General features: G+C 37.3%; 22 protein-coding genes. 16 read left to right on the top strand and 6 right to left on the bottom strand.

Going from position 1 to position 19,714, the window contains the following annotated elements; genetic code table 11:
• The 16 genes from ACYT6F_RS07120 (at position 1) to ACYT6F_RS07045 (ending at position 11,618) form a co-directional block, all read left to right on the top strand.
• Positions 1-756 carry an ABC transporter ATP-binding protein gene (locus tag ACYT6F_RS07120; RefSeq protein ID WP_472600533.1) on the top strand — a complete coding sequence of 252 codons (756 nt, stop codon included), beginning with the start codon at positions 1-3 and terminating at the stop codon, positions 754-756.
• Positions 743-2,008 (top strand): ABC transporter permease, encoded by a 1,266-nt coding sequence (locus ACYT6F_RS07115; RefSeq protein ID WP_472600532.1) that lies wholly within the window; start codon positions 743-745, stop codon positions 2,006-2,008. The genes ACYT6F_RS07120 and ACYT6F_RS07115 overlap by 14 nt, the downstream gene beginning before the upstream one ends.
• Positions 1,998-2,426, top strand: coding sequence for an acyl-CoA thioesterase (locus ACYT6F_RS07110; protein ID WP_472600531.1), 429 nt, complete (start codon positions 1,998-2,000; stop codon positions 2,424-2,426). Before ACYT6F_RS07115 ends, ACYT6F_RS07110 begins: the two co-directional genes overlap by 11 nt.
• Entirely contained in the window at positions 2,423-3,568 is a 1,146-nt protein-coding gene (locus ACYT6F_RS07105) for a beta-ketoacyl synthase N-terminal-like domain-containing protein (protein ID WP_472600530.1), read from the top strand. Before ACYT6F_RS07110 ends, ACYT6F_RS07105 begins: the two co-directional genes overlap by 4 nt.
• A gap of 34 nt (positions 3,569-3,602) precedes the next feature.
• The gene (locus tag ACYT6F_RS07100) at positions 3,603-3,851 is read left to right on the top strand and encodes an addiction module protein (RefSeq protein ID WP_472600529.1); all 249 of its coding nucleotides are present in this window, start codon (positions 3,603-3,605) and stop codon (positions 3,849-3,851) included.
• Complete coding sequence (locus tag ACYT6F_RS07095) at positions 3,812-4,135, top strand: type II toxin-antitoxin system RelE/ParE family toxin (protein ID WP_472600528.1); 324 nt, start codon at positions 3,812-3,814, stop codon at positions 4,133-4,135. Before ACYT6F_RS07100 ends, ACYT6F_RS07095 begins: the two co-directional genes overlap by 40 nt.
• A 13-nt stretch (positions 4,136-4,148) precedes the next feature.
• Positions 4,149-4,688, top strand: coding sequence for a 3-oxoacyl-ACP synthase (locus ACYT6F_RS07090; RefSeq protein ID WP_472600527.1), 540 nt, complete (start codon positions 4,149-4,151; stop codon positions 4,686-4,688).
• Between the two features lie 92 nt (positions 4,689-4,780).
• Positions 4,781-5,038, top strand: coding sequence for a phosphopantetheine-binding protein (locus ACYT6F_RS07085; protein WP_472600525.1), 258 nt, complete (start codon positions 4,781-4,783; stop codon positions 5,036-5,038).
• 81 nt (positions 5,039-5,119) lie between these two features.
• Entirely contained in the window at positions 5,120-6,319 is a 1,200-nt protein-coding gene (locus tag ACYT6F_RS07080) for a beta-ketoacyl-[acyl-carrier-protein] synthase family protein (protein ID WP_472600524.1), read from the top strand.
• Positions 6,316-7,377: a beta-ketoacyl synthase N-terminal-like domain-containing protein gene (locus ACYT6F_RS07075; RefSeq protein WP_472600523.1), complete on the top strand. Its 1,062-nt coding sequence runs from the start codon at positions 6,316-6,318 to the stop codon at positions 7,375-7,377. Before ACYT6F_RS07080 ends, ACYT6F_RS07075 begins: the two co-directional genes overlap by 4 nt.
• Positions 7,378-7,456: 79 nt before the next feature.
• Complete coding sequence (locus tag ACYT6F_RS07070; protein WP_472600522.1) at positions 7,457-8,218, top strand: polysaccharide deacetylase family protein; 762 nt, start codon at positions 7,457-7,459, stop codon at positions 8,216-8,218.
• 138 nt (positions 8,219-8,356) lie between these two features.
• On the top strand, positions 8,357-8,983 hold the full coding sequence (gene lolA2 / locus ACYT6F_RS07065) for a flexirubin biosynthesis/transport protein LolA2 (RefSeq protein WP_472600521.1): 627 nt from the start codon (positions 8,357-8,359) through the stop codon (positions 8,981-8,983).
• Entirely contained in the window at positions 8,949-9,584 is a 636-nt protein-coding gene (lolB2, locus tag ACYT6F_RS07060) for a flexirubin biosynthesis protein LolB2 (RefSeq protein ID WP_472600520.1), read from the top strand. The genes lolA2 and lolB2 overlap by 35 nt, the downstream gene beginning before the upstream one ends.
• A 3-nt stretch (positions 9,585-9,587) precedes the next feature.
• On the top strand, positions 9,588-9,968 hold the full coding sequence (locus ACYT6F_RS07055) for an ApeI family dehydratase (RefSeq protein ID WP_472600519.1): 381 nt from the start codon (positions 9,588-9,590) through the stop codon (positions 9,966-9,968).
• Positions 9,965-10,441 (top strand): hypothetical protein, encoded by a 477-nt coding sequence (locus tag ACYT6F_RS07050; protein ID WP_472600518.1) that lies wholly within the window; start codon positions 9,965-9,967, stop codon positions 10,439-10,441. The genes ACYT6F_RS07055 and ACYT6F_RS07050 overlap by 4 nt, the downstream gene beginning before the upstream one ends.
• 4 nt (positions 10,442-10,445) lie before the next feature.
• Positions 10,446-11,618 carry a DUF2062 domain-containing protein gene (locus ACYT6F_RS07045; RefSeq protein WP_472600517.1) on the top strand — a complete coding sequence of 391 codons (1,173 nt, stop codon included), beginning with the start codon at positions 10,446-10,448 and terminating at the stop codon, positions 11,616-11,618.
• A 51-nt stretch (positions 11,619-11,669) separates the two neighbouring features.
• Here ACYT6F_RS07045 and ACYT6F_RS07040 read toward each other — a convergent pair whose 3' ends face one another.
• From ACYT6F_RS07040 to ACYT6F_RS07015, 6 genes are all read right to left on the bottom strand, one after another.
• Positions 11,670-13,685 (bottom strand): FG-GAP-like repeat-containing protein, encoded by a 2,016-nt coding sequence (locus ACYT6F_RS07040; RefSeq protein ID WP_472600516.1) that lies wholly within the window; start codon positions 13,683-13,685, stop codon positions 11,670-11,672.
• Between the two features lie 24 nt (positions 13,686-13,709).
• A complete protein-coding gene (locus ACYT6F_RS07035; RefSeq protein WP_472600515.1) occupies positions 13,710-14,804 on the bottom strand; it encodes a hypothetical protein in 1,095 nt (364 codons plus the stop codon).
• 222 nt (positions 14,805-15,026) lie between these two features.
• Complete coding sequence (locus tag ACYT6F_RS07030; protein WP_472601106.1) at positions 15,027-16,715, bottom strand: C45 family autoproteolytic acyltransferase/hydolase; 1,689 nt, start codon at positions 16,713-16,715, stop codon at positions 15,027-15,029.
• A 67-nt stretch (positions 16,716-16,782) separates the two neighbouring features.
• Positions 16,783-18,321 carry a phytoene desaturase family protein gene (locus tag ACYT6F_RS07025; protein ID WP_472600514.1) on the bottom strand — a complete coding sequence of 513 codons (1,539 nt, stop codon included), beginning with the start codon at positions 18,319-18,321 and terminating at the stop codon, positions 16,783-16,785.
• A 150-nt stretch (positions 18,322-18,471) separates the two neighbouring features.
• Positions 18,472-19,356: an LpxL/LpxP family acyltransferase gene (locus ACYT6F_RS07020; protein ID WP_472600513.1), complete on the bottom strand. Its 885-nt coding sequence runs from the start codon at positions 19,354-19,356 to the stop codon at positions 18,472-18,474.
• A 100-nt stretch (positions 19,357-19,456) separates the two neighbouring features.
• Positions 19,457-19,711 carry an acyl carrier protein gene (locus tag ACYT6F_RS07015; RefSeq protein WP_472600512.1) on the bottom strand — a complete coding sequence of 85 codons (255 nt, stop codon included), beginning with the start codon at positions 19,709-19,711 and terminating at the stop codon, positions 19,457-19,459.
• Positions 19,712-19,714: the final 3 nt, after the last annotated feature.

The following is a 19,714-nucleotide window of genomic DNA, read 5'->3' as shown; positions in this document are numbered from 1 at the left end:
GTGGAAGATTTCATAGAAATAAAAAACCTGTACAAAAAATACAAAACTGCAGAAGACTTTTCTGTAAATGATATTTCGCTGAATATTGCCAAAAACGAGATCTACGGAATTCTCGGGCCCAACGGAGCCGGTAAAACCACGCTTATTTCCATACTTTCGGGATTGATTAAACCCACATCGGGACAATTTACCATTGACGGACTTTCACCTCAGAAAAACGGCTTTAAACTAAGACAAATCATCGGGATTGTTCCCCAGGAATATGCTTTGTATCCTACTCTGACGGCACGAGAAAACTTAATGTTCTTCGGGAGTTTATATGGTTTAGGCCATAAAAAGCTAAAAACAGCAATTGATGAATCGCTGGAAATTATGGGACTGTCAAAATTTGCCGATAAAAAAGTGGAACAGTTTTCCGGAGGAATGAAACGCCGCTGCAACCTCATTGCAGGAACCCTTCACAACCCCAAAGTATTATTTTTAGATGAACCTACGGTAGGTGTAGATGTACAGTCTAAAAAAGCAATTATTGATCATCTTTTAGATCTGAATAAAAAAGGAACCTGTATTATTTACACTTCACATCACCTTTCGGAAGCTGAAGAATTCTGTACCAAAATTGCCATAATTGATCATGGTAGAATCCACGCGGTAGGAACACCGGAAGAACTGGTGAACAGGGTTTCCAATGCCGAAAACTTAGAAGATGTTTTTATTTCATTAACCGGAAAAGAATTACGAGATGTTGTTGTATAAACTGTGGCGAAGCTTTATTAAAGAAATCCTTCTGCTGAAAAGAGATATTGGAGGAATCGTCATCATTTTCGTGATGCCTTTACTTCTGATTATTACCATTACCTTAATTCAGGATTCTACCTTTAAAAATATGGAAGGGTCCAAAATCCCGATCCTTTTTATTGATAATGATAAATCTGAAATTTCAGAAAATATAAAAAAACAGCTTGAAAACAGCAAAACATTTGAGCTGCTGACCGATTTTAGTGAAAAATCTGCCGAGGAAGCCGTGTTTGGAGGAGAATACCAGATGGCCATTGTTATCCCTAAAAATTTAACGAAAGACATTAACTCCAATATAGAATCTAAAGTTCAGGCCATCGTAAGTTCATTCGGGTTGGAAACAGATTCTACCACTTCAAAGAAAGAAATTTCAAAAGCCAAAGATATCCGTCTTTATTTCGATCCCGCAACCAATATCAGCTTCAAAAACAATGTAATGAATGCGGTGAATAAAATGGTTTTTGAGATCGAAAATAAAAAAATATACAAAGCATTCCAGGATCAGCTGGGAACTACCGAAGATCTAAAAAATAACAGCCTGATTGCCTTTGAGGAGATCACTCCGAAAAAAGGCAATACGGATGTGCTGCCGAATTCTGTTCAGCATAATGTTCCGGCGTGGGCGCTGTTTGCGATTTTCTTTATCGTTGTTCCGTTGTCTATCAATTTGGTTAAAGAAAAAAGCCAGGGAACCAGTGTACGGGCGAGAATAAGTCCTACTCCCTATTTCATTCATATTTTAGGAAAAACATTCACGTATCTTATTATCTGTGTCATTCAGTTTTTGCTGATGGTTGCGGTAGGAATTTATCTTTTCCCGTATATGGATCTTCCGCAATTTGATGTAAGCGGAAAGATGTTTCCGTTAATTATCGTTACCATCTTCGCCGGATTAGCGGCGATTGGTTTTGGGGTTTTACTGGGAACTGTTGCAGATACCCAGGAACAGTCGGCTCCGTTTGGGGCAACTTCCGTAGTAGTTTTGGCAGCCATTGGCGGAATTTGGGTTCCTGTTTTCTTAATGCCTGAATTTATGCAGACCATCGCCAAATTTTCTCCCATGAACTGGGGTCTTAATGCCTATTATGACATTATTTTAAGAAACAGCGGAATCGGTGGTATTGCAAAAGAGATCATTTTCTTATTTTTATTTTATGTAGCAATGGTTACTATTTCATTATTTTACGAAAGAAAACAAAATGCAGTCTAAAGACAATATATTAACCTGTACAGAGCAAGTTCGGGTGCGATTCAATGAAACAGACCCGCTGGGGATTGTTTGGCACGGCCACTACATCGTTTACTTTGAAGACGGAAGAGAAGCTTTCGGAAGACAGCATGGTTTAACCTATCTCGATATTCAGAAGGCTGGTTATGTAACACCAATCGTTAAAAGTACCTGCGAACATTTTCTCCCGTTAAAATATGGTGAGACATTTACGATTGTAACAACCTTCGTAAATTCGGTATCAGCGAAACTAATATATAAATACGAACTTTTCAACGAAGATCATCAGTTGGTTTGTTCCGGAGAAACCATTCAGGTCTTCCTGGATTCCGATAATAACTTATGCCTCTACAATCCTGAGTTTTTTCAGGCATGGAAGGATAAAATGGGATTGCCATGAAGAAAATTTATATCACCGATTACAACTGCATTACGCCATTAGGTTTTGATGTCTCTTCCAACTGGAATGCTCTTCTGAAAGGAGAATCCGGCGTTGCTCTGCATAAAATCATAGAGAATCACGAACCTTTTTACGCATCCAAAATTGATTCTGAAAAACTGGAAGAGGAATTTACCAAACATTTCGAATCCGTACAGAACAACAACTTTACAAGACTGGAAAAAATGTTTCTGCTAAACTTAAAACCTTTAGTTGAAAGACATGCAATTTCAGAAGAAACAGCTTTTATCTTATCAACCACCAAAGGAAATATCAGTTTATTAAAAAATAAAAACACTTTGCCGGAAAGCGTTTTCCTTTCGGACTTAGCTCAGAAAATTTCGGATTTTTTCGGATTTAAAACCAAGCCAATTGTAGTCTCCAATGCTTGTGTTTCCGGAGTGATGGCGCTTGCTGTTGCCAAAAACATGATCTTGTCCGGAAAATATAACGATGCTTTTGTTATTGCAGGAGACGAAATTTCAGAATTTGTCATCTCTGGCTTCAATTCTTTTCAGGCAATCGGAACAGAAATCTGTAAACCCTATGATAAAAACCGTGACGGAATCAATCTTGGTGAAGCGGCCGCGGCAGTGTATATCACATCCGAGACCGGTAAAAACGAAAAATTTAGTTTTAAAATTTCAGGAGACTCGGCAATCAACGATGCTAACCATATTTCCGGACCATCAAGAACGGGTGACGGCTTATATGCAAGCATTAAAAACGCGATGACGGAAGCACAGGTTTCAGCAGAGCAAATTGATTTTATTTCCGCTCACGGAACCGCCACGATTTATAATGATGAGATGGAAGCTATCGCTTTCAACCGTGCGGAGCTGCAGAATATTCCTTTGCATAGTTTAAAGGCGTATTACGGGCATTGTTTGGGAGCATCCGGGTTACTGGAAACGATTATTTCTATGGAAAGCACTTTGAAAAATACATTAATCCCATCAAAAAATTTTGAAGACATCGGAACTTCCCAATCTTTGAATATTATTAAAGAAAATCAACCTGCAGAAATCAGATATATTCTGAAAACGGCTTCAGGTTTTGGCGGTTGTAATGCGGCGATTGTTTTGGAAAAGTGTAAAGAATAATTTCGTAATTTTGATAGACTTAAAGGTTTGAAAAATGGACTCCACTCTAGAAATCAGAAAAAGAATTCACGAATTCATCGACATTGCGGATGAAAGAATTTTAAGAATCATCAACAGCATTATTGATGCAGAAGAAGATTCAGAACTAGAATCTTCAGAATATCCACAAGTTCCGGATCATATTTATGACCGAATTGAAGAAGAACGTGGAAAATATTTAAGTGGTGAACTTAAAACTTCTTCGTGGGAAGAAGTAAAAGAAAGACTGATGAAAAATTTATGATTTATCAAATTTCTTTATCTCCAAATGCCGAAGCTGATCTTCTAGAAGCTGCATTGTGGTACGAAAGTAAGCAGATTGGGCTTGGAGTAAAATTTACAAAAAAAGTTGAATCTTATTTTTTCAGAATTCAAAATAATCCATTGCACTTTCCTTTAAAAAAAGGAAACTTACGTGAGGCTTATATTCAAAAGTTTCCTTACGTCATCATTTATCAAATTATAGAAAATAAAATTATTGTTTTTGCTGTTTTCAACACCCATCAAAATCCAACAAAAAAGCCTTAATTCAAACGTATCAATGAAGAAAACAGATATTTGCACCATAAACAACTCAAAGATTACTTTCAACAACGAGACCATTTTTGAAACCTCAGCTGAAAATTTTTCAGATTTTGCAAAGGACGCGTATAAAAGTTTAGAACTCAATTATCCGAAATTTCATAAGATGGATAACCTGAGCAAACTCGCTTTTCTTGCTTCTGAAATGATTTTAAAAGATAACGACCACAGCAGAATAGCCTTGGTTTTCGCCAACAAATCATCAAGTCTTGATACTGATTCTAGGTATCAGGAAAGCATCAACTCCCGGGAAAATTATTATCCAAGTCCTGCTGTTTTTGTGTACACGCTGCCTAATATTTGTGTTGGGGAAATAAGTATCAAACATAAAATGCAGACTGAGAACGCTTTCTTTGTCCTGGATGAGTTTGACGAACAATTTTTAAACGATTACTCGGAACAGATTTTGCAGTCAGGAAAAGCCGACAAAGTATTGTGCGGCTGGGTAGAGCTATATCGGGAAAGTTATAATGCTTTTGTATATTTGCTCACGAACTAATGTAACAATATAACAGTATAACAATGTAACAATGACATCAGTATAATCAATTGGTAAACTGATACATTGATACATTGGTAAATTTTAAAAATATGGAAAACTTAAGAGAAGAATTAAAACACAAAATCATTGAAGTTCTTAATTTAGAAGACGTTGCAGTAGAGGAAATCCAGGATACGGATCCGTTATTCGGAGGAGGTCTGGGATTGGATTCTATCGATGCTTTAGAGCTGATCGTTCTTTTAGATAAGGAATATGGTATTAAATTATCCGATCCGAAAAAAGGAAAGGAAATTTTTGCTTCCATCGATACCATGGCAAAATATATCGAAGAAAACAGAACAAAATAATTCAATCTAGCAATGTATCGATTTAGCAATGTACCAATATTGTTATGCTGTTAAATTGATACATTGGTACATTATTAAAAAATGAGTCAAAAAATTGCCATAACAGGAATGGGCATTATTTCTTCCATCGGAAACAATGTGGAAGAAAATCTGCAGTCCTTAAAATCCGGAAAGCACGGAATTTCAGATATTGAGCTTTTTGAAACACGTCATGCCGGAAACATTAAAACAGGCGAAATAAAGCTTTCCAATACTGAGCTTGCAGAAAAACTCCATCTTAAGGATGCGAAAAATGCTACAAGAACCGCTTTATTAGGAATGATTGCAGCAAAAGAAGCGGTGGAAAACGCTGGAATTGCAGACATCAACGAATATAAAACAGGACTGATTTCTTCCACCAGTGTCGGCGGAATGGATATGACCGAAAAGTATTTCTATTCCTACGAAGATTTCCCTGACAAGCAAAAATATATTGACTCTCATGATGCCGGGAATTCATCCCTATTAATTGCAGATTATCTGGGATTAAAAGGCATGGTTTCAACCATCAGTACAGCCTGTTCTTCTGCGGCTAACGCTATCATGATGGGAGCAAAGCTCATTAAAAACGGTATTTTGGATCGCGTAATTGTTGGCGGCACAGATGCGCTTTCAAAATTTACTTTGAATGGCTTCAACACGCTGATGATTCTTACCGATTCTTATAACACACCTTTCGACCATAACAGAAAAGGCCTGAATCTGGGTGAAGCTGCTGCTTTTATAATTTTGGAATCCGAAGACGTGGTGAAAAAGGAAAATAAAAAAGTGCTTGGTTATCTTTCAGGATACGGAAATGCCAATGATGCGCACCATCAGACTGCTTCTTCTGAAAACGGTCAGGGAGCTTATTTAGCAATGGAAAAAGCTCTGAAAATTTCAGGTTTGGATAAAGAGCAAATCGATTATATCAACGTTCACGGAACGGCTACTCCCAACAACGATCTTTCTGAAGGCATTGCGATGATCCGGATTTTCGGAGAAAACAACGTTCCGGATTTCAGCTCTACCAAAGCATTTACAGGTCATACTCTCGCTGCAGCCGCAGGAATTGAAGCGGTCTATTCATTGTTGGCGATTCAGAACAATATCATCTTCCCGAATCTGAATTTTAAAACAAAAATGGCAGAATTTGACCTGACTCCTGTAACGGAACTCAGAGAGAAAAATATCAGCCACGTTCTTTCCAACTCGTTTGGCTTTGGCGGAAACTGTTCAACCTTAATTTTCTCAAAATCATGAGTTCAGTTTACATCAACAGTGCGGCCTGCATTTCGGTACAGGACACGTTAAATGAAAATTTTTTAGAAAATTTAAAGCCGGAAACTTCGGCTCAGGTTTTAAAAGCTATTGAACCGGTTTACAAAGAATTCATTCCTCCCGCTATGATCAGGAGAATGTCTAAAACGGTAAAAATGAGTTCCGTCGCTTCGCATTATGCATTAAAAGAGGCCGGTATTGAAAACCCGGATGCGATCATTGTAGGAACCGGCATAGGATGTTCGCAGGACTCTGAAAAATTTTTAAAAAATGTGCTGGATAATAACGAAGAGTTTTTGACTCCTACTTATTTTATCCAATCGACCCATAATACGGTAGCAGGACAGATTGCTTTAGGCCTGCAATGTCACGCTTATAATTTTACCTACGTAAATACTTCCTCATCTCTGGAGTTCTCAATGCTGGATGCAAAACTACAGATTGCTGACGGCGAAGCAGAAAATGTGCTGGTCGGTTCGACAGATGAACAGACTGAAAGAACAATGGAATTGTACAATTTAAACAAAACCATTAAAAAAGAAGAAGATTTACCTGTAGATTATCTGAACTCAGAAACGCAAGGCGTTGCTTGGGGAGAAGGAGCAAGTTTCTTTGTTTTAGGAAAAGAAAAATCAAAAAATACCTACGCCCGACTGAAGGATATTCAAATTATTAACACATTAGATTTAGAAGAAACTCAGCAATTTATTGAAGAATTTTTATTTAAAAATAATCTAACAAATAATAAGATTGATGCTGTAGTTTTAGGTTTCAGCGGAGATGCAGAATCTGATGTATATTACACAAAAGCAATGGAACTGTTTACAGATTCTTCGCTGTTGTATTATAAGCATTTAAGCGGCGAATTTAATACCGCCAGCGGCTTTTCAATATTTATGGCTTGTCATATTCTTAAGAACCAGGAGATTCCGGAAATTATGCACATCAATGATTTGAGAAAAAATGAAATTAAAAATATTCTGCTTTATAACCATTTAGGCGGAAATGATCACAGTTTGGTTTTGTTGGAGAACGTTTAAAAGTAAACCTCACAGGTTTTTGAAACCTGTGATATTTGGAAATATGAGAAACTGACATTAAAAGCTCAAACAATAAAAGATGAAACATTATCCCTTTATCCTGTTTTATATTTTCTGTAACGTTTTTATTTATTCGTTTCAGGGAAGCCTTTGGGTTTATGTTTTCTGTTTTTTACTGTTTTCTGCAATTGTTGTCTGGGGATCTTTTGATATCGGTCTGAACTATTTTGTCAACAGCATAATCCGTAAAAGGACAAGAGCCAAAGAAGTCGCCTTGACATTTGATGACGGGCCGACAGAATTTACACCCAAATTTCTTGATCTGCTAAAGGAAAGCAACATAAAAGCAACCTTCTTCTGCATTGGAAAACAGATTGAAAAACATCCCGAAACCTTCCAAAGAATTATTGCAGAAGGTCATACCGTTGGAAATCACACTTTTTCACATGCTGACAATACGGGTTTTCTATCAACTTCAAAAATGATTGAAGAGATCGTAAAATGTGATGACGTGATGCTGAAAACCGGCAATTTAAAAACAAACTTATACCGTCCTCCGTTTGGCGTTACCAATCCGAATATTGCCAGAGCAATCAAAAAGGCAGGAAAAAAAAGTATTGGCTGGAATGTGCGGTCCTTAGATACCGTTATACAGGATGAAAAGAAAATTTATCGTAAGATTACTAAAAGGTTAAAAAAAGGCAGCATAATTCTTCTTCACGATACCACAGAAAAAACGTACAATGTTTTGGCAGATTTATTGGTATTTTTGAAAGATAAGAAATATTCAACTTTTACAATTGATAATATTTTAACCGCAAAAGAGACAAAAGCTTTTTAACATCACAGTAAGCTTAAATAAAAAAGAACATATAAGTTTTGAAAATATTTGATTTCATCTTTTGTAGACTTTAATTGTAATGTTAAATGGAAATAATGATCTTTTGTGCCTTTTGTGGTTAGATTAAAACGTTAAAAAATGATTAAAAATATTGCTTTAGGAGCATTTCTATTGGTTTCAGGTGTTTTTTTTTCGCAGAATACAGCAATGTCCGGAGCTGAAGCTAAAGCATTCGTAGCCAAAATTTCCTCGGAGACCAAGACGATAAAAACGCTGCAATCCGATTTTGCCCAGACCAAGAAAATGGATTTTTTGGATAAAAATATCGTCACCTATGGAAGAATGTCTTTAAAAACGCCGAATATGCTGAGCTGGAAATATACAAAACCTTATCAGTACAGCATTATTTTCAGGGATAACAAGATTTTCATTAATGACCAGGGGAAAAAGTCTTCCGTAGATGCCAAGAGCAAAACTTTCGAAAAAATCAATAAACTGATTGTGGGAAGTTCAAACGGACAAATGTTCAATGATCCTGAATTTTCGGTGACCTATCTGAAAAACGCCAATTTCAACATTGCCAAATTTACTCCGAAATCAGCTCAGCTGCTGAAATATATTAAGCAGATTGAACTTCATTTCCCAAAAGATCAATCGACAGTTTCCCAAGTAAACATGACGGAAGCTTCAGGAGATACAACCAACATTATTTTCAAAAATACAAAAGTAAATGCGCCGGTTGCTGCTTCGGAATTTAGCTTATAGCCTGATTTTCATATCGTTTACAGCGTGCAAAACCTTTAAACTAAATGATGCGGAACCTGTTACGGCTGTTCAAAAGACCGTTGAAAATCTATACTTTTCCTCTAAAGAAGATTATGTGTATAAATGCCAGATGGACATTTATAAGAATCATGTAAGCGGAATTTTAATCATAAAAAAAATTAGCGAAAATACTCATCGTGTTGTGCTAACCTCGGATTTTGGGAATAAATTAATCGATCTTGAAATATCGGAAGAAGATTTTAAGCTGAATTATGTGCTTCCCGATATGGATAAAAAAATCGTCATTAATTTTCTTAAGAACGATTTCCGGGAGCTTTTAAAGCAGAACTATCCGGTTTCACAAAGTTTTGAAAATAAAACCGATTATATTTATCTTTCAAAAGCAGATAATAAAGCATATTATTTATTCTTTAATAAAGAAAACCAATTATTGAAACAAATTGTGTACACGAAAAACAACAGGGAAAAGATCGATTTTACTTTTGACGCAAAAAAACATATCTTCGCAGACAGTTTGAATCTCCGGCATAAGGATTTTAAAATCAATATAAAACTATTCCAAATAACTGAAACAGAATAAATAATGCAGACAATTCTTACCGATTTTTACCAATTAGAATCCTACGAAAAAACAGAAACCGGAAATTTTACCGCCCATATTGTACTTAATAAAGAACATGATATCTTTAAAGGGCACTTTCCGGGAAATCCTGTAACACCGGGAGTCTGCATGATGCAGATTGTAAAAGAACTTTCTGAAGAATTTACCGGTAAAAAACTGTTTCTGAAATCAGCTTCAAATGTGAAATTCATGGCGATCATCAATCCTTTTGAGACTCCGGAACTGAAATTACAGCTTGATATTACAGAAGCAGAAGAGGAAATTAAAGTAAAAAATACCACTTCATTTGGCGAGACTATTGCATTAAAAATGTCAGTTAACTATAAAAAACTCACACAATGAAATTAATTTTTTCGTTCATTACCGCTCTTGTTCTCTTTTTCCAGTCGGGTGTTGAATCTTTACGTTACAGCTATGCGAAAGCCAATTTATCTAATGCCAACACTGAAGCATTTATCAACATGGCTGAAAAAGCTTCCGGCTCTGATGTTGCCGTACAGGGCTATAAAGCAGCCGCCAAAATCATGGAAGCTAAAATTGCCAAGCACAACAGAAAAGCAATGGTAAAAACGGGAGCTTCGGACCTGGAAGGTCTCATTAAAAACAATCCTAATAATATCGAGCTTCGTGTCATCAGAATGAGTGTTCAGGAAAATATTCCGAAGATCGTAGGATACAGAGGCGGCCTAAAAGATGATAAAGCTTTCATCCTGAATAATTACAGCAAACAGGATGCATCTCTTAAAAATTACATCAAAAGGTTTGCAACACAATCTAAAACCATGACCGAAGCTGAAAAAGCTACTTTAAAGTAAAATCATGACTTTTGCCGAAGTACAGAATGCAATTTCCGAAAAGAATATCTGCATTTTAGTTCCTACCTATAACAATGAAAAGACCCTGAGACGGGTCATTGACGGCGTTTTGGAATACACGGATCATGTTATCGTAGTAAATGACGGGTCTACAGACACAACGCCGCTTATTTTAAAAGATTATCCAGGAATAAAAGCTATCCATTTACCTGAAAATAGAGGAAAAGGAAATGCTTTAAAAACAGGTTTCAGAGAAGCGGAAAAGCTTGGGTATAACTATGCCATTACAATTGATTCCGACGGGCAGCATTATCCGGATGATATCCCGGTTTTTGTAAAGGCTTTGGTTGAAGAAAATCAGGAGGTCCTTCTCATCGGAAACAGAAATATGGCTCAGGATGGAATTCCCAAAAAAAGCAGCTTCGGGAACCGTTTTTCCAATTTCTGGTTTTGGTTTGAGACCGGCATAAAATTACAGGATACCCAATCAGGCTATCGGCTGTATCCGCTGCATACAATTCCAAGGAAATATTTTACCCCGAAATTTGAGTTTGAGATTGAAATCATTGTACGGACTGCATGGAGACACATTCCGGTAAAAAATGTCCCTGTAAAAGTATTGTACGATCCTGCAGAAAGAGTGTCCCATTTCAGGCCTTTTAAAGATTTCACCCGAATCAGTATTCTCAATACGATTCTGGTAGCCATTACGCTGGTTTATATCATCCCAAGAAATTTCATCAATAACTTCAAAAAAAAAAGTTTTAAAAGGTTTCTAAAGGAAGATGTTCTGGAAAGTGACGGCAGCAACCGCACGAAAGCATTTTCCATTGCTCTTGGTGTATTAATCGGCTTTTCTCCTTTTTGGGGCTTTCATACTTTGCTTACCATTTCGTTAGCAGTACTTTTTAAACTCAATAAGGTGTTGGCTTTTGTAGCTTCGAATGTGAGCCTGCCGCCATTTATTCCTTTTATTATTGCGGCTTCACTGTTTCTGGGGTCACCATTTGTTGGGGGTGACAGCAATATCTTCAGTCAGGAACTTAATTTTGATCTGGTAAAAAATAATCTTCTTCAGTATCTTATCGGCAGCGCGATATTATCGGTTTCGATGTCGATTATTTCCGGAACCGCTGTTTTCATGTTCCTGAATAAAGTAGATCCGGAAAATACATAGTTTAAATAAAAAACCGCAAGGCCTTTCGGCCCTGCAGTATCATTTGAGTTTTTATTTAATTGTTATTTTCTGTGAATAATTCTTTCCCGCTTTATCTGTTACCTGCAATATATAAGTTCCCGGTTTTACATCTTTTACGGAAACCTGGTTTCTTTCAACCTTAACCTGCAGAATAATTCTTCCGCTCATTTCATAAATCCTTGCCTGCTCCGGCGTAAAATCTGACTGGCCTTTAAACTGTATTATATCATGGGCCGGATTTGGATATACTGTAAACATTTCTGCCGCAGCCTGACTATCTTTTGTACCTAAGAACGCACCTTCAATTACGTTTAATGTCGAATTAGGATTTACATTGTAAATCGTATCCACTATACCGGAAGGCCAACGTACGATCACTTTTGTAATGGCTGTAGCCTGACCGATCCCGAAATGAACATTCAGCGTACTCATATTTCCGAAACCGGTTCCACTCTGTACATCTCTGATCTGTTTTCCCCAGGATCCGTAAATTTCTACCCTGGCTCCGATTCCGTTTCTATTGCTTTGGGTTCCTTTCAGGGTTACTTTTAGCCATTTGTTTGTATTCCCTGCATTCATCAGTACACTACTTCCGTTCTGAATATCAAGAAACCCGTCGTTATTTAAGTCTCCGATAGGACGATCAAAGCTGCTGAGGTTATAAGGGTTGGGATTTGGAGTAAAAGTAAAATCTCCGTTCCCGAACATAATGGTATTTCCTGCGCCCAATACATCCAAAAATCCGTCATTATCAAAATCATAAGCGACGTATTCTCTGCTCAGAGCATTTGTTGTATCATAGCCTGATCCCGAAGATTTATCGGTAAAGGTTCCGTCGCCGTTATTTTTCATTACTTTACTCAGTCCGTTTGCTGTAGAATTAATACCTACCACTACGTCCATCCATCCGTCATTATTAAAATCTCCCCAAGCAGACGACCATGTCTGAACCGGGTTTGCCATATTGGCTGCCGCTGCAACATTGGTAAATGTAGCATTACCGTTGTTTCTGTGAAGTTCATCGATATTTCCTCCGGGACCAGAACCGCCGCCGCTGCATTTTGCAATAAAGAGATCCATATCTCCGTCATTATCATAATCGATCCATATGGACCCATAATTTCCGCCGGACGGGAAATCTCCCAGTCCGCCCTGGTTGTGATTCATATCTGTACCGTCATTGATGTAGTATCTGTTCGGGGCGTTATCATCGCAGACAAATGCATCTAATTTACCATCGTTGTTAATATCGATAAAATTGGTTCTCTGAACTAAAAAAGACTGCGGTTTCCTGTCGGATGTATAAGCTGTTCCGGTGGCATTTGCCTTTAAGAAAGCAATTCCGCTTCCAGAACCATAAATGAGATCATTAAACCCGTTATTATCATAATCTCCGGCGGCTATACTCCATGAAGGTGTTATAACTGTGGTGGGAACGGTATATGTCACATTATTGAATGCTCCTCCCGGCTGCTGATAAGAAATAACAATCTGAGTTGCACTTACCACCGAAACGATATCATCGAGATAATCTCCGTTCATATCTACAATGCAGTTGTTAAAAGTTCCTGCTGCAGAAACCGGCAGAGAAGTAAAGGTCAGACGATCTGGCTGAACCACCACTTCTGACACATTGATATTAAAGCCTATGGAAGAAAATTTGTTATCAAATACAATATAATAAGTTGTGCCTGCAACCGCATTAAAAGTCACCTGAGAAAATTGTCCGGCGTAATCGTCGTTAGCCGTAATACAATTGAGCGCAGTACAATTTCCTGAAAATACGATCATACGGGTATCTGCGTTTTGACCGGCAGACGAAGTGGTAATTTTAATCGTTTTATTTGCGGTGGCTGTATATTTATACCACAATCCTTTCGTCCCTGGCCCGCCCGTTAAAGAACAGACCGTTAAAGGCGGGTCTCCTGTTACACTGGGAGCGATAACCGTTCCCAGGCCGATTGGAGCTGCTGTAGCGCATGTAAGCTGCGCAGAGATCCATGTACTGTTCAATAATAAAACAAAAAAGGGGAATATTTTTTTCATGGATAAAAGTTTTTAGTATTATTTTTATGGACAAGTCTGATTTAAAGAAGAAATCCATTGTTGCAGCAGTTCTACACCTTCATCATGAACGATAGTTCTTCCTAGCAGCGGCATCCTGTTATTTTCATTGACAGAATTCAGTCTGAAATGCATTACCGATTTGGCAGGATTGCCAGGCATGATAATTCTTTCCAATGAAGAATTAAGAGGTTCATCGGCCATTACGCATACTCCCATCTTCGTCAGATTGGAAGTCTGGCTGAAGCTCAGACGTATTGCCCTGTAATCACAACGTGCATTTTCCTGATGGCAGTGGGCACAGTTGATGTCAAGATAAGACCGCAGACGAATATCCAAAGGTTTGCTGGTATCTTTGTAATTTACAGTAGAAACGATATTGGATGGATAACTCTGAAGATATCCTTCATCTACGAACTTCTGTAACTGATTTTTAATTCCGTTGGGATAATTGTATGTACCATTTATATTCTGGGGTTTCAGACCGATAGGAATAGGTTTGTTGTCTAATTTATGGCAGGCCAGACACTCTGTTTCCGAAGGGATTCTGTAATCTGTAGTGATAACATCTCCGTTATCTTTTTTGAAAGTAATGTTCTTAGAACTGCCGCTTGCAAAGTTGGCTCCGGTAACCAATTCGGCTTCAGTCTGGGCATCATTCCAGAGGTATTCTGCAAAAATCCAACCTGTTGATTTTTTGATCATTAAGCGGGTTTCAAGAATTTTTGTCGTATTCCCGGGTTGTATGGTATTGTAATAGAAATTTTTGATTAACACGGTTCCGACGGGAAAATTTAATACTTTATCATCAGTATCATAGCTTGCCTTTACCCCTCCCGGCATCCAGATGAATCTCTTTTTCAACGCATAATCCGTAAAAAGTGAACTGGCTGGCTCGTAAGGAATAACCTTGGTGTTAGGCTGCAGGTTTTTCAATTCTCCCGTAAAGAACATGTAAGTCGACAATTTTGAATACGGAACTGCATCAATATTAAAATTAACAAAAGAACTCTCCGTTTCTATACTTTCAATTTTCTCGTCGTTTTTACAGGAAAACAGCACTAATAAGCAAAATAAAGTCAGTAAGTAGATTTTTCGCATTCATTAACAATTTAACAAAAACGAAGTTAATCATTTAAATCATACAAATAAAATTATTGCTAATAAAATTAAATTTTAATTAAACAAATAACAACATAACAGTTATTAAAACCAATAAAATCTGTTAAAATATAATAAAATAATCATCCAATTAAAAATTTATTAAATACCTTAAATTAAAATAAGAACTATAATAACGCAATATAATTAAAGAATACAAATTTATTTATTTACTTTAATACTTACTTTACGGAGGCAGTGCTGCACATTCTTCATCTCCGTAACAGTGGTGATTTCTTTTGTCAAAGCTGTTTCAAATTCTTTTTTTGCTTTAGCGTATTCTTTTTTATTAAAATAATACTTTCCGGATTGATAATATACGAACCAGAAATCTGGGTTTAAGGATTGATAATTTGCCAGAAAACCTTCCGTTAACAACGTTTTGCCTTCAATTCCTTTTTTTACTTCCTCGTTCATGAGTTTGTACTGTTCATAATTTTCAAATTCCTTAGAATCGAGAAAAGGATCTTTCGCAATATTCATTTCGGATCTTGCAAAATCACCTTTCTTCAGTTTTTTCTCAGAAAAAATTTCATTAAGATCATAACACACAAATTCACCGAGCTGGTAAGGATTTGCCGAGACCCATGCTAATTTTTTCTGAGGTGAAAAGATCACGGCGTGATGCGCAATAAGCTGGTTGATCGCTTTCTCGTTTCCGTAACCTATTTTCCTGCCTTTCAGCCCGGATTTATCCCTTAAAATGCCCGCCATTTTTTCAGGATTCAGTTTTTTATTTTCTTCTAAAAGTTCCTGAAGCTTTTCGTACCTGTATTCGGAATGACTTTCTGCAATGTGTTTCTGATTTCTTTTATCATTTTTATAGGCTTCCGACTGGAAATGATTGGTACAGAAAACACGGCTTGTATTATTAACCTTATACACACCGAAGTTATCCGGCGATACTTCAATGATGACGGCGTTTTTATCATTTGCACTTCCCACGAGAATGGCTTCCGAGACAAACACTTTCCGCTTCTTTGCAATAGCTACCGCTTCATCAATATTTTTTGCGTACTGTAAAATTTCCCTTGTAACCAGAGAAATTGGGGTTTTTGCAGTTAGCGGAATTTTAGATTTTCCGGCATTAATCGTCACTGTTACGCCCTCTTTATTCATCCCGGAAACCACACCGATCATTCCCGGCCAGCTCACAGACAGATAAGGAATTCCGTCTTCAGGTTCTACAAATTCTACGACCTTATTTTTTGCGAAATCATCACCCACATAAAAATCGAAGTTCCTGCCGATCAGCAAATCCCCGTCTTCCGTATTTTCGTTCCAGACTGCCAGAGAAGTACACCCCACCATCATGAGGTCCTGCATCGCATGACCGATGTCGTGAGCACCGTGCAGGTAAAGATTTCTCAAATATTTTGGAGCTATAAAATTGTATTCATCGGAAGAATATTGAGACAGACCATACAATTCTGCCTGAAAATCTTCCCGAACATTGAGATACATTTTCCGGTTGTACCATTTCAGGAACCCGCGCAGGATATGTTGTTTAAATTTTGAGGGAACAAAGCCTTCCACTTTTGAAAAGAAGACCTTCTCTTGCCTCTGCATCAGATTCTGTGTTAAAGCTCCATTGTTATAGCCCAGCTGCAAGGGATTTCCTTTAATGTACAGTTCCCAGATCTGCTGCTTGTTTTTCGTTAAATAATTTTGGTTAAAACTAAAAGTTGAATCGTTTATTTTGTTAACCTTAGGGATTTCAAGGGAATATTGCCTTACATCAGGAATATGGTGTACAGATTTCCGGATTCCGCAAGATGTCAGGATAAAAATAAGGCTGAGACTTAGAAATAACGTGAAGCCTCCGGCATTACGACGAAAAAAGAAAACCATTTTCAGTATAGATTCTTCATTACGTTTTGCTTTACCCGGAATGACGATCCGTAAATTACTGTTCTTTTTATTCTCCACTTTTATTCTCGTTAATAAAATGCGTTAATCTGTTATCAATCAATTCTTTGCCGAGAATTTCCGCACAGGTATTAAATGCTCCGATCGTACAGCCTAAAATGCCGTGCATATTCACCGACTGGCCGGTCAAAAAAAGATTATCGATTTTTGTTCTTGGGGAAACCATTGTTTTCAGAGGATTTCCAGAGCTTTTGCTGTAGCCGTACATATTTCCGTTATAGCTTCCGATATAATCACGGTAAGACAATGGTGATGAAGTATAGTATCTTTTAATATTTTTTCTTAAATCCGGAATTTTTTTTTCTAAAGCGTCAATCATTTTTTCAGCTTTTTCCACCTTGAATCTTTCATATGCTCTTCCTCTTTCAGATTCTTCTGCAACGGTATTGAATGTATTTTGCCATTCTTCCACCTCATCAAAATCCATATAGGAAATTGCGGTAAGACTTTCTGCAAAACCGGGATCATGTTTTGATTCTGTTGAAGAAAGCATATATGTTTCAGGCCAGGATTCTTTTTGGTAACGATACGCATTCCACACCATTTCTTCGTTGGAATAATGGTAAATATTATAATTAAAATCCGGGATTGCCTGAGGTTTAAGAACCAGATATACGCTGAAGCAGGAAGAAACCGGCTGCCAGCTCATGATTCTATTTAAAAATGATTTTTTCAGCCGCTCTTCACCAATCAATTGAACGGCAGAGCGGATTTCTATATTGGAAATGAATTTCTCTGCAAAATATTCTTTTCCTGCTGAAGTTCTCACTCCGGTTATCGCATTATTTTCATTAAAAATAAATTCAGAAACTTCAGTATGCTTATGGATCTCGGCACCATACTCGCGAAGTTTGCGGATCAGCAGCTTTGAAATCTGGCTTCCCCCTTTCACACATTTGTAAGCGCTCTGGATATAAGAATTGACCGTAAGCGCATGAATATAAAACGGAATATTTTCGGAGTCTCCGGCGTATAAAAAATTTGAACCTAATAAAACCGACTGCAGTTTTTTATTAACAGTTAAAGATTCAATGAATCTTTTGGTATTTAGGTGAAGGATTTCTTCATTATAATTGTCTTTTCCCACTAAATTATATCGTGGAAACTGACTGCACACCCGCTGGATTTCTTCACAGTAATCTTCTAAATTATCCCTTTCTTCCGGAAAATATTTTGACAGCTGCTCGACAAAATTTTCATAGCCCTGCGCATGAGGATATTCAATTTCATCCTCTCCGAAAGTAATTTTATCGTAACCGTCCTGCTCCATCTTTCTGAGCTGAAGACCATCCATTATTCCCAGATATGAAAAAAAATGATACAGATTCTGCCCTTCCGACAGACCTCCTAAATAGTGAACACCGGTATCGAAAACAACTTTATCCCGGGAAAAGGTCTGTAAATTCCCTCCATACTGATTGTTTTTCTCCAGGACACAGACTTTCAGGCCTTCTTTTGCCAGAATAAGTGCCGAAACAAGACCGCCCAATCCGCTGCCGATTACGAGTATGTCGTATGTTTTTTTCAAGGAGATTAATTTTTTATCAGTTTTTTGGAAGCTTTGCCCACGTTTTTGCTGAGTTATTTGCAGCCCGGCTTGAGCGGAAATCCTTTTTTTGCGAAAGCGAAAAAAGATTGGGAGCGGAAGACGGAAAAGCTGCCCTAAAAATATTGAAATTTAATCAATATCGTCCCAAAAATCAAAATAATTGAACCATTGCAACGGATATTTCCTGATCATAGATTCGAGGTTTTGGGTATAGGAATTGAGAAGTCCCTGTGCATCGCGTTTTTTGACGTTTTCGGCAACTCTTGCATAAAGGTGATAATGAAGATTTTTTTCTTTCATCACATACACATAGACCACGGGAACGCCCAATCGGGAAGCAATAAGAAAAGGTCCGGCAGGAAATTTCGCCGTTTTTCCGAGTAATTCTCCTTCTAAGAATTTTGAGCCTTCGAAATAACGGTCGCCCGTAAAACAGATCAGCTCGTTTTTGGATAATGCTTCATTGATGTCGAAAATATGGGACATATCTTCTTTGACGTAGATAAATTTGATATTGCTTTTTTTAACGGAAACACTCTCAAGATATTCCTTAATAACTGTAACTTCCTGATCTGTTGTCACTAGGTTGATCTGACAGTCAAAATCGATATCTGCAAAGAAATGTTCTGCAATCTCAAAATTGCCGATGTGGGCGCTGATGAGGACACCGCCTTTCTTTTCTGCTAAAAGATTTCTGAGATTTTCAATTCCGTCAAATTCATAGGTATATTTGTCCCGTAATCCGGCTGAAATAGCTGTTTTATCAATGAGAACCGTTCCGAAAGTGAAGTAGCTTTTGAATAAAGAAGCTTTTGTTTTCCAGTACCCGTACTTGAGTCTTTTCCCGAAATAATATCTGTAATACCTGTTGCTGTTTTTCTCGAACAAAAAATAGTAGAAAGCAACAAAATAAAGCACAACGTATGAACTTCTGATCCCGATATTTCTAATACACCAGACGAAAATCCTGTATCCCAGAATCGTGCCTTTAGATTTACCTTTCCATTTGTTCATATTTTTTGTTCTTAACGCAAAGTTCGCAAGGAATTTTTAACAGCTAACTATTTTTAAGTTCGCAAAGGCGTTTCACTCAGCAAAGGAGCTAAATCAATAATTATACGTTTTTCTCAGCAATTTTATTTTCGATGGTTGAATAGAAGTCACCAAAAGTCACGATGTTTTTAAAATCAGCTTCGCCTAATTTCACGCCGAAATTAGATTCTATCACTACTACAAGATCAATATAATCTAAGCTGTCTAAGCCTAACGTTTTTTTAAAGTTTGCATCATTGCTGATTTCATCGCCGTCTACTTCAAATTCATTTACTAAAAAGTAGTTAGCGGTCGCAACAATTTTTTCCCTTTCCATGTT

The sequence above is a fragment of the Chryseobacterium sp. NG-CE01 genome (assembly GCF_055695505.1).
Note: the sequence above shows the minus strand (reverse complement) of the source record. Positions and strands in the feature narration are given on the sequence as shown.

Coding starts and splice junctions, on each gene's coding strand:
- ACYT6F_RS07100 (WP_472600529.1), top strand. CDS start 3,603: ATGGACTCCACTCTAGAAATCAGAAAAAGAATTCACGAATTCATCGAC.
- ACYT6F_RS07030 (WP_472601106.1), bottom strand. CDS start 16,715: ATGGTTTTCTTTTTTCGTCGTAATGCCGGAGGCTTCACGTTATTTCTA.
- ACYT6F_RS07050 (WP_472600518.1), top strand. CDS start 9,965: ATGAAATTAATTTTTTCGTTCATTACCGCTCTTGTTCTCTTTTTCCAG.
- ACYT6F_RS07045 (WP_472600517.1), top strand. CDS start 10,446: ATGACTTTTGCCGAAGTACAGAATGCAATTTCCGAAAAGAATATCTGC.
- ACYT6F_RS07040 (WP_472600516.1), bottom strand. CDS start 13,685: ATGAAAAAAATATTCCCCTTTTTTGTTTTATTATTGAACAGTACATGG.
- ACYT6F_RS07055 (WP_472600519.1), top strand. CDS start 9,588: ATGCAGACAATTCTTACCGATTTTTACCAATTAGAATCCTACGAAAAA.
- ACYT6F_RS07070 (WP_472600522.1), top strand. CDS start 7,457: ATGAAACATTATCCCTTTATCCTGTTTTATATTTTCTGTAACGTTTTT.
- ACYT6F_RS07085 (WP_472600525.1), top strand. CDS start 4,781: ATGGAAAACTTAAGAGAAGAATTAAAACACAAAATCATTGAAGTTCTT.
- ACYT6F_RS07035 (WP_472600515.1), bottom strand. CDS start 14,804: ATGCGAAAAATCTACTTACTGACTTTATTTTGCTTATTAGTGCTGTTT.
- ACYT6F_RS07115 (WP_472600532.1), top strand. CDS start 743: ATGTTGTTGTATAAACTGTGGCGAAGCTTTATTAAAGAAATCCTTCTG.
- ACYT6F_RS07015 (WP_472600512.1), bottom strand. CDS start 19,711: ATGGAAAGGGAAAAAATTGTTGCGACCGCTAACTACTTTTTAGTAAAT.
- ACYT6F_RS07020 (WP_472600513.1), bottom strand. CDS start 19,356: ATGAACAAATGGAAAGGTAAATCTAAAGGCACGATTCTGGGATACAGG.
- ACYT6F_RS07075 (WP_472600523.1), top strand. CDS start 6,316: ATGAGTTCAGTTTACATCAACAGTGCGGCCTGCATTTCGGTACAGGAC.
- lolB2 (WP_472600520.1), top strand. CDS start 8,949: ATGCGCCGGTTGCTGCTTCGGAATTTAGCTTATAGCCTGATTTTCATA.
- ACYT6F_RS07080 (WP_472600524.1), top strand. CDS start 5,120: ATGAGTCAAAAAATTGCCATAACAGGAATGGGCATTATTTCTTCCATC.
- lolA2 (WP_472600521.1), top strand. CDS start 8,357: ATGATTAAAAATATTGCTTTAGGAGCATTTCTATTGGTTTCAGGTGTT.
- ACYT6F_RS07110 (WP_472600531.1), top strand. CDS start 1,998: ATGCAGTCTAAAGACAATATATTAACCTGTACAGAGCAAGTTCGGGTG.
- ACYT6F_RS07105 (WP_472600530.1), top strand. CDS start 2,423: ATGAAGAAAATTTATATCACCGATTACAACTGCATTACGCCATTAGGT.
- ACYT6F_RS07090 (WP_472600527.1), top strand. CDS start 4,149: ATGAAGAAAACAGATATTTGCACCATAAACAACTCAAAGATTACTTTC.